General features: G+C 69.0%; 9 protein-coding genes. 7 read left to right on the forward strand and 2 right to left on the reverse strand.

Annotated elements, in window-relative coordinates:
* Positions 1-42: 42 nt before the first annotated feature.
* On the reverse strand, positions 43-3555 hold the full coding sequence (locus ABS78_RS12460; RefSeq protein WP_293379411.1) for an indolepyruvate ferredoxin oxidoreductase family protein: 3513 nt from the start codon (positions 3553-3555) through the stop codon (positions 43-45).
* Between the two features lie 171 nt (positions 3556-3726).
* Here ABS78_RS12460 and ABS78_RS12465 point away from each other — a divergent pair, with 171 nt between their 5' ends.
* The 6 genes from ABS78_RS12465 to ABS78_RS12490 all read left to right on the forward strand — a co-directional run bounded on the left by ABS78_RS12465 (position 3727) and on the right by ABS78_RS12490 (position 10253).
* The gene (locus ABS78_RS12465) at positions 3727-4476 is read left to right on the forward strand and encodes a TetR/AcrR family transcriptional regulator (RefSeq protein ID WP_293379414.1); all 750 of its coding nucleotides are present in this window, start codon (positions 3727-3729) and stop codon (positions 4474-4476) included.
* A gap of 185 nt (positions 4477-4661) precedes the next feature.
* A complete protein-coding gene (locus tag ABS78_RS12470; protein WP_293379417.1) occupies positions 4662-6386 on the forward strand; it encodes an AMP-binding protein in 1725 nt (574 codons plus the stop codon).
* 115 nt (positions 6387-6501) lie between these two features.
* Positions 6502-7347: an alpha/beta hydrolase gene (locus ABS78_RS12475; protein ID WP_293379420.1), complete on the forward strand. Its 846-nt coding sequence runs from the start codon at positions 6502-6504 to the stop codon at positions 7345-7347.
* Positions 7348-7397: 50 nt separating this feature from the next.
* Positions 7398-8714, forward strand: coding sequence for an SRPBCC family protein (locus ABS78_RS12480; RefSeq protein ID WP_293379423.1), 1317 nt, complete (start codon positions 7398-7400; stop codon positions 8712-8714).
* A 10-nt stretch (positions 8715-8724) separates the two neighbouring features.
* A complete protein-coding gene (locus ABS78_RS12485; RefSeq protein WP_293379426.1) occupies positions 8725-9273 on the forward strand; it encodes a 3-phenylpropionate/cinnamic acid dioxygenase subunit beta in 549 nt (182 codons plus the stop codon).
* A gap of 17 nt (positions 9274-9290) precedes the next feature.
* Positions 9291-10253, forward strand: a complete 963-nt coding sequence (locus ABS78_RS12490; RefSeq protein ID WP_293379429.1) for an NADPH:quinone oxidoreductase family protein — start codon at positions 9291-9293, stop codon at positions 10251-10253.
* A gap of 11 nt (positions 10254-10264) precedes the next feature.
* On the opposite strand, the gene ABS78_RS12495 is transcribed toward ABS78_RS12490, so the two are convergent.
* Positions 10265-11914: an AMP-binding protein gene (locus ABS78_RS12495; protein ID WP_293379433.1), complete on the reverse strand. Its 1650-nt coding sequence runs from the start codon at positions 11912-11914 to the stop codon at positions 10265-10267.
* Positions 11915-12115: 201 nt separating this feature from the next.
* Here ABS78_RS12495 and ABS78_RS12500 point away from each other — a divergent pair, with 201 nt between their 5' ends.
* Positions 12116-13303, forward strand: coding sequence for an acyl-CoA dehydrogenase (locus ABS78_RS12500; protein WP_183280660.1), 1188 nt, complete (start codon positions 12116-12118; stop codon positions 13301-13303).
* Positions 13304-13400: the final 97 nt, after the last annotated feature.

Below are 13400 nucleotides of genomic sequence, written 5' to 3' on the forward strand. Positions count from 1 at the left end.
CCGATCGGGGGCGAACGCCCAGATCGGGTGCGAACGCCTGGCCTACTCGGCGGCGATGGTGTGGGGCGAGGTGAGGTTCGCCAGCAGGTCGGCGCGCAGCCGTTCCGCTTCCGCCACCCGGGCGTCCTTGATGTAACCGAATCCGTAGATCTCAGCAGGCAGCTCGGCCAGCTTCACCACGATGGCGATGTTGCCGGCGTCCAGCACTTCCAGGGCCCGTTCCATGTCGGCGCGATAGGTGCGGATCAGCTGCCGCTCCATCCGGCGCTCGGCTGTGCGGCCGAACGGATCGAGCGGCGTGCCGCGCAGCCCTTTCAGGGCGGCCAGGACCTTGAAGCCGGTGAGCATCCACGGGCCGAAGGTCATCTTCCGGGGCCGACCGTTGTCCGGGTCCTTCGGCGCGATCATCGGCGGCGAGAGGTGGAAGGTGAGTTTCAGGTCACCCTCGAACTGCGCCTTCAGCTTCTCGGCGAACTCGCCGTTGGTGTAGAGCCGCGCGACCTCGTACTCGTCCTTGTAGGCCATCAGCTTGAAGAGGTTGCGCGCTACGGCGCCGGTGAGGGCCTCGCTGTCCGGGGAGACGGCCTGTTCGGCCTTGCGGACGGCCTCGACGAAGGTTCGGTAGCTCTCGGCGTAGGCCTGGTTCTGGTAGCCGACCAGGAATTCGACGCGCCGGGCGATCAACTGGTCCAGGCCGCCGGAGAGCGCCAGGGAGCCGCTGGCCGCAGCGCCCGGCGCAGGGGCGGCGAGCGCCGCCACCGCCTGCGGGTCGATCGCCGCCCAGCGACCCAGGGCGAACGCCAGCAGGTTCTGCTCCACCGACACCCCATTGAGCCGCACCGCCTCCTCGATCGAAGCGCGGCTCAAGGGCAGGAGGCCCAGTTGGCAGGCGGCGCCCACGATCATCATGTTGGCGGCGATGGAGTCGCCCATCAGCCGTTCGGCCAGCGCCGTGGCGGGGACGAAGGCGGTTCCTGCGGGATCGAGGACGTCCTGCAGCTTCCGCGCGGTCTGCGCCTCGTTGAAGTTGATCGTGCGCTGGACGGTGAAGGCTGCGGTCGGCGTGACGTTGCTGTTCACGATGCCTGCGGTCACGCCGGGACGCAGCATCTGCGCGGCTTCACCGCCGCCGGCTGTGATCATGTCACAGGCCAACAGCACGTCGGCGGAGGCGGTGTCGACCCGGGCGGCGTAGACCGTATCCACGCTCGGCGCGATCTTCAGATGGCTGAGCACGGCCCCGTTTTTCTGCGACAGCCCAGTCATGTCGACGATCGAACAGCCCTTGCCCTCCAGGTGGGCGGCCATGCCGAGCACGGCGCCCACGGTGATCACCCCGGTGCCGCCGATGCCGGTGATCAGGATCGACTTGGCGCCGGTCGCTTCGACGGGTTCGGGCAGGGCCGGCACGGCGACCCCGCCGGAGACCGGCGCGCGCGCCCGCGGCTTGCCGCCCTCGACGGTCACGAACGAGGGGCAGAACCCGTTCACGCAGCTGAAGTCCTTGTTGCAGGAGGACTGGTCGATGCGGCGCTTGCGGCCGAACTCGGTTTCCAGCGGCTGCACGCTGACGCAGTTCGATTTCACTCCGCAGTCGCCGCAGCCCTCGCACACCAGGTCGTTGATGAAGACCCGCTGCGGCGGATCCGGGAACTCGCCGCGCTTGCGTCGGCGGCGCTTCTCGGCGGCGCAGACCTGGTCGTAGATGATCACCGTCACGCCGGGGACCTCGCGCAGCTCCTTCTGGATGCCGTCGAGCCGCTCGCGGCCGTACAGGGCCACATCGCCCAGCTGCGCCTTGACCTCGTCATAGCGGCCGAGATCGTCGGCCACGATCAGCACCCTGGCCGCGCCTTCGGCCTTCAGCTCGTGGGCGATCTGCAGGGTGGTGAGCGTGCCTTCCACCGGCTGGCCGCCGGTCATCGCCACCGCGTCGTTGTAGAGCAGCTTGTAGGTGATGTTCACGCCGGCGGCGATCGCGGCGCGGATGGCCAGCACGCCCGAGTGGAAATAGGTCCCATCGCCCAGGTTCTGGAAGACGTGCGGGGTCTCCGTGAATGGGGCGGCCCCGATCCAGTTGGCGCCTTCGCCGCCCATCTGCACCGGCCAGGCATGCTTGCGGTGGGGCATCAGCGCCGCCATCACGTGGCAGCCGATCCCTGACAGGCCGACGCTGCCCTCCGGCACCACGGTCGAGGTGTTGTGGGGGCAGCCGGAACAGAAGAAGGGCGCCCGGGCGTGCTCGGTCAGCGGCGCGGCCACCACCCCGGCGCGGCGCGACCTCGCCTCGGCGATCTGGGCGCGGGCCGGGTCGTCGAGCAGGTCGTGGGCTTCCAGGCGATCGGCGATGGCGGCGAGGATCGATCCGGGGGAGAGCTCCCCGAAGCCCGGCAGGAGCGGGGCGCCCTCGGGCGTGGTCTTGCCCGAGACCGTCGGTCGGCGGTCTGCCCGGAGGTGGAAGAGCGCGTCCTTGACCTGCGTCTCGATGAACGCGCGCTTCTCCTCGACCACGAGGACCTCGCGGCAGCCGTCAGCGACGGCGCGAACCGTCTCGCCGTCCAGCGGCCAGGTGAGGCCCAGCTTGAGCAGGCGGATGCCCAGCTTCCGGGCCCGTGTCTCGTCGATCTGCGCTGCGGCCAGGGCCTCGCGGACGTCGAGATAGGCCTTGCCCGCCGTGATGATGGCCAGGCCACCGGCGGGGGCGTCGAAGATCACCCTGTTGAAGCCATTGGTTCGGGCGAAGGCCTGCGCCGCCGGCAGCCGGAAGTCGACGGTGCGGCGTTCCATGCCAAGCTGAGACTCGCCCACCAGGATGTTCAGGCCCTCGGGCGGGATGACCACGTCGTTGGGGATGCGGAAGTTGCGCGGCACCGTCTCCAGCCGGGCGCTCATGGTGGCGTCGGCGGTGTCGTTCACGCACTTGAAGCCGGCCCAAAGCCCGGTAAAGCGGGACAGCGCAAAGCCGAACGCGCCGAACGCCAGGAACTCCTCGACGTTGGCGGGATAGAGGACCGGGATCAGGGCGGCGGCCAGCGCCTGCTCGGACTGGTGGGCGGTAGTGGAGGACTTGGCGCCGTGATCGTCGCCCGCGAAAACCAGGACGCCGCCGTGGCGAGAGGCGCCGGCGAGGTTGCCATGCTTCAGCGCATCGCCCGCCCGATCGACCCCCGGGCCCTTGCCGTACCAGGCGCCAAAGACGCCGTCGTACTTGGGCCCCTGGAAGAACTCGAGCTGCTGGGAGCCGTACACCGCCGTGGCGGCGAGCTCCTCGTTCACCCCGGGCTGGAAGACGATGTCATGGGCCTTCAGCTGCTTGCGCGCGCGCCACAGGGCCATGTCGAACCCGCCGAGCGGCGACCCCCGGTACCCGGAGATGAACCCCGCCGTCTTCAGGCCGGCGGCCGCGTCCGCGCGCTTCTGGCTCAGCAACAGGCGGGTGAGGGCCTGGGTGCCGGACACGAAGACGCGGCCCTCGTCGAGTTCATACTTGTCTTCGAGGGTGACGTTCTGCAGCATCGACAAGCCTTTGCAATTCGCTCTTGGGAGCCACAACATTCGGACCCGTATGTTTCCGCGTCGGGCGCGGGCATTCGGTTGAGAATGGGGGGTTCCAGGTCCTCGGAGATTGAACTTGAGATTTTCGCTATTGAAGGAGCCGGCGCGCGGCACCGTTCAGCCTTCGGTTCAGCCTAGGCGCCGGGGCTGGTTCGGTCAATACGGTGCCGTATGAACATTGGACTTGAGTCGCGGAAGCGGCTGGATCGGGAGGATTGGATCCGGGCGGCCCTTGAGGTGCTGGTCGACCAGAGCGTGGAGTCGGTGGCGGTGGAGCCGCTCGCTCGGGCGCTGAAGGTCAGCAAGGGCAGCTTCTACTGGCACTTCAAGGATCGCGAGGATCTTCTGGAGGCCGTGATCGAGTACTGGCGCGACAACTCCACCCGCAACATCATCCGCTATGTGGAGACAAAGGGGGACAGTCCCGCCGAGAAGCTGCACCTCCTGTCGAAGATCGCCATCGACATGTCGCCGGGCAATCCTCTGGCGAGGATGGAGGTGGCGATCCGCGCCTGGGCCCGCCGCGACCCGCGGGTGCGCGCGGTGCTCACGGAATGCGACCGGGAGCGGATCTCGTACCTGGCGCAGCTCTTCCGGGAGTGCGGTCTCGAGGCGGACGAGGCCGAGGCCCGGGGCGCGCTGCTGTTCGGCTTCGCGGTCGGCGAGCGGAACATCTTCCGCGAGGAGGCCAGGCGCGCGCAGCGCGGCCGGCTCGACCGGCTGCTGGAGTTGCTGATCGACGAACCGGTGGGGCAAGCCGCGCCGAAGGCCGGCGCGCGCAAGCCGGCGCCGCCCGAGACGGCGAAGGCGCCCAAGGCCGCGAAGGCGGCCGAGACCGCGAAGGCGGCCAAGGCGCCGCCGCCGCGTGCGCGCGCCCCGCGGCGGGCCCCCTCCAGGAAGCTGCCTTCGGCCGAAGACTAGCGACGTCCGTCCCGCGGGACTGCGGTGGCCGGCCCGGGGCAGGCGCAGCCTTGGCTCAAACAATACGCCGGCGTATTGTCTGGGCCGGGGCGCTGAGCTAGCCTCGGCGCTGGTCGCACCTGACGCGGGAGCGCTCGGCCCGATGCCGAGGCGCCGAGGCGCCGGGCGACGGCGGAGGAGCGTACATGTCTCAGGTCATCGATCAGCCCAGCCCACCCGTGACGAGCCCGGCCGCGGACTACGCGGCCGAGCCCTGGCGGGTCCATTACGGCAAGGCGGCGATGCGCGCGGACAGGCTGCGCCCGTTCCCGCTGTTCGACATGCTGCTCTGGGCCGAGCGGCACTTTCCCGACCGGCCCTATGTGACCTTCCAGGATCACACCATCACCTATGCGGATGCGCTGGCGATGGTCGATCGTCTGGCCGCGGGGCTCGCCGACCTCGGGGTGGGGAGGGGCGATCGCGTGGGCTACTGCATGGCCAACCATTCCGCCTTCGCGGTGCTCCACTTCGCGCTCTGGAAGATCGGCGCCGTCGTCGTCAGCATGAACCCGCTGTACCCGGTGAGCCGGCTCGCGGACCAGGCGGCCGACGCCGGGGTCAAGGCGATCCTGACGACGGACGAACCCGAAGTCAGCGACCGCTTCCTGGCTCTGGCGAAGGTCGAGCCGCAGCGGCCCCGGATCATCCTGGCGCGGCATGACGCCGGCGACCTGGAGGCGGCCCCCCGGCTTTCGGAGCAGGCCCGCGCGACCGGCGCGGTGCGGCTCTCCGACCTGCTCACCGTGGGGAGCGACGTTCCGACGGCTCGGGTCGATACCGACGACCTCGCAGCCCTGGCCTACACCGGCGGCACGACCGGTGCGCCCAAGGGGGTGATGCTGACCCACGCCAACCTCTCGATGAACTGTCAGCAGATGAGGAGTTGGTACCCGCAGCTGAGCGCGGGCGTGGAGGCGACCTGCGTCGGCGCGCCCATGACCCACATCGCCGGGATCAGTCCGATCCTCAACTTCATGACCCTGCTGGGCGGCGAGATCATCATCCAGCCGCGCTTCGATCCGGCGGGCCTGCTGCAGGCGGTGGACGAGGGGCGGGTCACCCTGCTGCTGCTCACCCCCACCATGCTGGTGGGAATGCGAGATCTGATGGAGAGCCGCCCGATCGACTGGTCGCGGGTGAAGCTGATCCAGTGCGGCGCCGCGCCCCTGACGCCGGAGCTGACGCGGGTCTTCCGGGCCATCACCGGGCAGCCCATCGTCAACCTATTCGGCATGACCGAGACCTCGCCCGCAGTGGTCTACGGAATGCCCGCCGCGCCGGGAGGCGAGCTGGCCACGGGATGCCCGCTGCCGCTCACCCGGGTGCAGGTGCGGGCCAAGGACGACCCCAGCCGCTGCGTGCCGCTGGGCGAGGCGGGCGAGCTGTGCTTCGCCGGCCCGCAGGTGACCCGGGGCTACTGGAACCGGGAGGACGAGAACGCCACCTTCTTCGTCGACGGCTTCTTCCGCACCGGCGATGTGGGCTACGTCACCGCCGATGGCTTCGTGCACGTCGTCGACCGCCTGAAGGACGTGATCATCGCCGGCGGCAACAACGTCTATCCCACCCAGGTCGAGAGCGTGCTCGCCGAGCACCCCGCGATCGCCGAGGCGGCGGTGATCGGCACGCCGCATCCCTACCGCGGGGAGACAGTGAAGGCCGTCGTGCGTCTCCGCCCAGGGGCCGAGCTCACCCTCGACGAGCTGCAGCAGGATCTGGCCGGCAGGCTGTCTCCCGTGGAGATGCCGAAGGTGCTCGAGATCCTCGAGGACCTTCCGCGGACGCCGAACATGAAGGTCTCCCGCCAGGCGCTGCGCGAGCGCGAGCGCCAGCTGACGGGCGTCGACGGGCCGGGCGCAGCCGGCTGACCGGCCGACCCGCGACTGCCGCGAGATCTGGCTTGACATCTGTCAAGGCGCGGCTGCAATCAAACCATACGGTTGCGAATGTTTTCATTCGCCAGTTCGAAGCGAGGGAACGAGGATGGCCAGCCCGCAGGGATCGTTCGTCACGGTCGGCGATGTCCGGACGCATTATCACGACGTGGGCGCAGGCCCCCCGGTGGTCCTGCTGCACGGCTCCGGCCCCGGCGTCAGCGCCTGGGAGAACTGGGGCAGGGTGATCCCGCGCCTGGCCGACACGCACCGAGTGATCGCGCCCGACATGGCCGGGTTCGGCCTCACCGAAGGGCCGGCCGGCCAGCCGCTCGATATCAAGCTCTGGGTGGCCCAGCTCACCGAGCTCCTGGACGCGCTCGATGTCGGCCCGGCGGTGCTCGTCGGCAACTCGTTCGGCGGCGGGCTGTCGCTTGCCACCACCTTCAGGGATCCGTCGCGAGTCCGCGGTCTTGTGCTGATGGGGACGCCGTTCGGCCGTTTCGAGCAGACCGCGGCCCTGCACCAGGGGACCGAATACACGCCCTCGCTCGAGAACATGCGCGCGATCCTAGGCCGCTTCCCGCACGACCCCGCGATCGTCACCGACGAGATGGTGCGCACGCGCTACGAGATGAGCCTGCGCCACCCCGACAACGCCGCGCTGCGGGCGCTGATGCCCGAAAAGCCGACCGACGGGCAGCCGGTGATCGTGCGCGGCGCGCCGTTCGAGCGGCTGGCGACGCTCACCCAGCCGACCCTGGTGCTGCACGGGCGTGAGGACATCGTCATCCCGATGGAGGTGGCGGTGGACGCAGCCCGCCACATCCCCGACAGCGAGCTGCACCTGTTCGGCCGCTGCGGACACTGGGTGCAGTTGGAGCGGCCCGAGGCTTTCGTTCTCCTGGTGCGCGACTTCCTCGCCCGTCGGTTCCCCGCAGATGCGCCGGCCTGAGCAAGCCTTGCGCACCCTCTCAACTCGCCAAATCGGTGAAGGACATCCCCATGGCTGACATCCTCCAAGCGAGGGCCCCCTCCGCGGCGGACCTGGACTTTCATCGCCTCGTCGATGCGGAGAACGGCTGGATCGACCGCCGCATCTTCTGGGACGAAGGCATCTACCAGCTGGAGCTTGAGCGCATCTTCGCCCGCTGCTGGGTGTTCGTGGGCCACGAGTCGCAGTTCGCCGAGCCGGGCGACTTCGTCACCACCTACATCGGTCAGGACGCGGTGATCGCCGCCAAGGACCGGAAGGGAGGCGTCAACGTCTTCCTGAACTCCTGCTCCCACCGGGGGAACCGGGTGTGCTTCGCCGAGGCCGGCAACGCGCGCCGGTTCACTTGCAACTTCCACGGCTGGGCCTTCGGCCTCGATGGCGCGCTGCTGGGCGCCCACGAGGAGGAGCACTACGAGCGGTGCAGCACCTTCGACAAGTCCAAGCTGGGCCTACACCGCGCCCGGGTTGGCATCTACAAGGGCCTGGTCTTCGCCACCTTCGATCCCGAGGCGCCCTCGCTCGACGACTACCTGGGCGACTACCGCTACTACCTCGACGTCCTCCTGGACAATGACCCCGGCGGCACGGAATTTATCGAAGGCAACGTCAAGTCGCGGCTGGGCTGCAACTGGAAGTTCGCGGCCGAGAACTTCGTGGGCGACGCCTATCACGCCGGCTGGACCCACGCCTCTGCGGCCCGGGCGATCTTCGGCAAGGACGTGAAGGTCAATGTCGAGCGCTCCTACCAGGCCAACATCAACGGCCACGGCACGGAGTTCGGCCTCGACCTGATCGGCAACGCCATGGGCCTGGCGGAGCCCGAGGTGGTCGAATACCTGAAGGAGAACGAGGCGCGCTTCGCGGAGCGTCTGGGCAAGCTGCGTTCGCGGATGGTCGGCGCGATGAGCTCGTCCAACGTGTTCCCGAACCTCGCCTATCTCACCGGCTTCAACACCTGGCGCACCTGGACGCCGAAGGGGCCGCACGAGATCGAGCTGCACACGTGGGTGCTGGTGAACAAGGACATGCCCCAGCGCCTGAAGGACGCCTACCGGCGCGGCGTGTCGCGCACCTTCTCGCCGACGGGCATGTTCGAGTCCGACGACGGGGAGAACTGGGAGCACTGCACGCGCTCCAACGCCGGCGTGGTGACCCGCCGGCAGAAGCTGCACTACGGCCTGGGCATGGACTCGCGCATGGAGCACGAGGAGTTCCCCGGCGCCGTCTACAAGGTGCAGCTCAACGATGCCAACCAGCGCGCCTTCTACCTGCGCTGGGCCGACCTGATGTCCGCGGCCAGCTGGGCCGAAGTTCCGCAGCGCTGAGGAGCCGTCCATGAGCGTCAACACCCTGGAGCCGGCCGCCGCCGGCGGCCGTCAGGCTTCGCTGGAGCTGTTCCACGATATCGAGCAGCTCCTCTACAAGGACGCCCGTCTGCTCGACGAGCAGCGCTACGACGACTGGTTCGAGCTGATGACCGAGGACTTCACCTACTGGGTCCCGGTTCCGCAGTCCCGCTACCGCCGGGACAGGAAGGGGCTCTACGAGCCGGGGCGCATGGCCCACTTCGACGACAGCCTGGCGGAGCTGAAGCTGCGCGCCTCGCGCTGGAAGGAGACCACCGCCTGGAGCGAGGACCCTCCGACCCGCCACGTCCACTATGTGACCAACATCGAGGTGGAGCCAGCCGAGGCCAGCAGCGAGTGGCTGGTCCGCTCGGTGGTGATCAGCCTGCGCAATCGCAACGAGGACGAGGAGAACTGGCTGGGAGGGCGCCGGGAAGACCTGGTCCGCGAGACCCCGGCCGGGCTGAAGCTGGCCCGACGCAAGGTGTTCATCGCCCAGTCGGTGCTGCTGGCCAAAAACTTCAACACCTTCCTTTGATGACTATTCCTGAAGAGATGCAGGCCTGGGTTCTCTCGGGCTTCGGCGACCGCGCCAATCTCGCCTTCACCACCTGCCCGACGCCGATGCCGGCGCCGGGCGAGGTGCTGGTGGAGGTGTGCGCCGCCGGCATGAACTTCGCGGACGGTCTGATGATCGCCGGCCGCTACCAACTGCGGCCGACGCCGCCGTTCGTGCTTGGTGCCGAGCTCACCGGGCGAGTGGTGGCGGCAGGGCCGGACTCGGCCTTTCGGCCCGGTGACCGAGTGGCCGCCCAGGTATGGAGCGGCGCATACGGCCAATACTGCGCGGTGGAGGAGGGGCGGCTGATCCGGCTGCCGGACGCCATCAGCTTCGCGGAAGGCGCAGCGCTGCCCGTCTCCTACACGACCGCGCACATCGCCCTGTTCCACGAAGGCGGGTTGACGGCGGGCAAGACCGTCCTGATCCACGCCGCGGCCGGGGGGATCGGCGTGGCCGCCACCCAGCTGGCCAAGGCCGCCGGGGCGCGGGTGCTGGCCACCGCCAGCTCGGATGACAAGCTGAAGATCGCCGAAGCCAACGGCGCTGACGTGCTGATCAACTATCGCCGCGAAGGCTGGATGGACGAAATCCGCCGCGTCTGCCCTGACGGCGTCGATCTCGTCGTCGACCCGGTGGGCGGACAGACCACCCTGGACAGCCTGCGCTGCCTGGCCTGGCGCGGCCGCATCCTGCTGATCGGCTTCGCCTCGGGCGGTCCCGCCCAGATCCCGGCCAACCGGCTGCTGGTGAACGCCGCCGCGGCCGTGGGCATCTACTGGAACTACGAGAAGGATGGCCCGCTGGTGACCGCCGTGCAGGCCGAACTGGCCGCGCGCTTGGCCGCCGGCGAGCTCCGCCCGCGGATCGGCGCGCGCTACCCCGTCGCCGACTTCCTCACGGCGCTCGACGCGCTCGAGGGTGGTCGGACGACGGGGAAGGTGGTCCTCGACTTCTAAGCCGCCCCCGCTTAGGCGGGGGCAGGGGCGGCCGTGCTGAACATCGCCCGGATCGCCTGCCGCGACAGCTTGGCGTTCTCCGTCTTGGGGATGGCGTCAAGGATTTCCAGCCGCTTCGGCATCTCGATGGGCGACAGCTTCTCGCGCAGGAAGTCCTGCAGTTCCGGCAGCGAGAGACTGGCGCCGGGACGCAGGGTGACCACGCTGAGAACGGTCTCCCCCCGGTAGTCGTCGGGCGCGCCCACCGCGACGGTCTCGGCCACGGCGGGGTGCTCCAGCACCGCATCTTCGATCGTCCGAGGGTAGACGTTGTAGCCGCTGCAGATGATCACATCCTTCAGCCGGTCCACCACGTAGAGCGCGCCATCCTCGCTGAGGTAGCCCACGTCGCCGCTGCGGAAGAGGCCGTCCGGGGTCAGTTCGTTGTCCGTCAGGGGCCGGTTCCAGTAGCTCGCGATGACGTTCGGCCCACCAAAGCAGACCTCCCCCGGCTCGCCCGGCCCCATCCGGCGGCCCGGATCGTCCACCGACCGGATCTCGATCGGCACGTCGTGCATGGGGAGGCCGGTGGCGCACTCGTGGCCCGGGACGGCGGAGCTGGGCATGGCGACACCGCTGCCCGACGTCTCGGTCATCGCGTAGCCCTGCTGCGGCCACAGGCCCGTCAGATCGTGGAAACGGCGCGCGAGTTCCAGCGGAACCGGAGCTCCCCCCACCAGGACGTGGATCACCCCGCTCCAATCCAGCTCGCCAGCGTCGGGTTCTGCGACGATGGCGCTCAGCATCGTGGGAATGGCGGTCAGGATCGTCAGCCGTCCCTGGCGCACCAGTTCGAGCAGCTCGCGGGGCGAGAAGCGCTCGGTGAGAATGGCTTCCCCGCCGACGATGGCGGGCTCGACGATGTAGTTCACCAAACCCGTGATGTGCGAGAACGGCGCGGCCGCATACCAGGCCTCGCGCCCGTCCCGGATCCGATGCAGCCAATTCCGGATCTGGTGGGCGGCGAACCAGATGTTCCTGTGGCTGAGCATGGCGCCCTTCGGGGCGCCCGTCGTGCCGCCGGTGTACTGGATCATGGCCAGCGCCTCGACCTCGGGTTCTCCCCACCCGCGCGCCGGTGCGGCCTCCAGCAGGTCGCTAAGCGCAACTTCCCCGTCACAGAGGTCCGGCGGCGGACCTCCGGCGAGGTCGGCGGCGTCCGCCCGGCAGACGATCAGTCGACAGCCTACCTGCGCGGCGAGCTCGCGCAGCTTGCCGATCGACGCGGGGTGGTCGGACGTCACCACCCACCGGACGCCGGAATCAACGGCGATCCCGCTCAGCTGGCGGAGCGAGTAGAGCGGGTTCATGCCGACGCCCGCGGCGCCCAGCCCCCAGAGCGCGAAACAGGCGAGGGGATAGTGCGGAAGATTGGCCAGGCAGACGCCGACCCGGTCGTCCGCGCCCACCCCATGCGCCTGAAGGCCTGCGGAGAGGCGACCGGCCAGGTCGTGGGTTTGCTCGAAGGTCCAGGTGCGGTTCAGGAAGGTCAGATGGGGTCGCCTGCCGAACCGCTCGGCGGCCCGCGCGAGAAGCCGGCCGAGGGGCTCGGGAGGGGGAGTCCGCCGCTGGAACTCAGCGAGATTGGCAAACTTGGACGTTTCGCTGTTCGTGGAGTCCATTCCGTCGACCCTCGTTGTCGTTGTCGGTCCGTGCGAGCACGGTAGTGTATGGATTATTTCAAGGGCGCGATGCCGGACTCGAACCCTAAGAAACCAGGGTAATAGATGATCGTCCTGCGGTCGCAAACAGACAGTAGCGTATGCATTTGGGCTCGGCTACAGGAGAGCCCGCGCCAAGTTCCGGCGCAGCAGGGACAAGCCATGCCGCTCGATACAGCCCCGCAAAAGACGTTCCGCTGGGACGACCCGCTGGACCTGTCCTCGCGCCTCTCCGAGGAGGAGCGCATGGTGTGGGAGGCGGCCCGCCAGTACGCCCGCGAGAAGCTGTTGCCGCGGGTGGTTTCGGCCTACGCCGAAGAGCGGTTCGACCGCGAGATCATGACCGAGATGGGCGAGCTGGGCTTCCTGGGCCCGACGCTGCCCGAGGAGTACGGCTGCGCGGGCGTGAACCACGTGGCCTACGGCCTGATCGCCCGCGAGATCGAGGCGATCGATTCCGGCTACCGCTCGGCCATGAGCGTGCAGAGCTCGCTGGTCATGTACCCGATCTACGCCTTCGGCTCGGAAGACCAGAAGCGCAGGTTCCTGCCCGGCATGGCGGCGGGGAAGATCGTCGGCTGCTTCGGCCTGACCGAACCCGACGGCGGCTCCGATCCCGCCTCGATGCGCACCACCGCCCGTAAGGTCGACGGTGGGTATGTGCTGAACGGCGCGAAGATGTGGATCACCAACTCCCCGATCAGCGACGTGGCGCTGGTCTGGGCCAAGCTGGACGGCAAGATCCGCGGCTTCCTGGTCGAGCGGGGGACCGAGGGCTTCGAGACGCCCCAGATCAAGAACAAGCTGTCCCTGCGCGCCTCGGTGACCGGCGAGATCGCCCTCTCCGACGCCTTCGTCCCCGAGGACATGATGCTGCCGGGCGTCGAGGGCCTGCGCGGGCCGTTCTCGTGCCTGAACAAGGCGCGCTACGGCATCGCCTGGGGGGCCATGGGGGCCGCCGAGTTCTGCCTGCACGCCAGCCGCGACTACGTCTCCAGCCGCAGCCTGTTCGGCCGCACCCTGGCCTCGCGCCAGCTGGTGCAGAAGAAGCTGGCCGACATGCAGACCGAGATCGCCCTGGGCTTCGAGGGCGCCCTGGCGCTGGGCCGGCTGATCGACGAAGGCGCCTGGGTGCCCGAGGCCATCTCGATGCTGAAGCGCAACAACTGCGGCAAGGCGCTCGACATCGCCCGCGTCGCCCGCGACATGCACGGCGGCAACGGCATCTCCGGCGAGTACCACGTGATGCGCCACGCCTCGAACCTCGAGACGGTGAACACCTACGAGGGCGCCCATGACGTGCACGCGCTGATCCTGGGTCGAGCCATCACCGGCGAGAGCGCGTTCTAGGCGCTGAACCACTGCAGAACGCAGGTTCTCAATCCGGCCTGTTGGCGCCCCAGCGTTACAAGCTTGACCGCACGAAGCTCCCGATCTGCGGTCGGCT

Source organism: Phenylobacterium sp. SCN 70-31 (genome assembly GCF_001724605.1).
Taxonomy (GTDB): Bacteria; Pseudomonadota; Alphaproteobacteria; order Caulobacterales; family Caulobacteraceae; genus Phenylobacterium.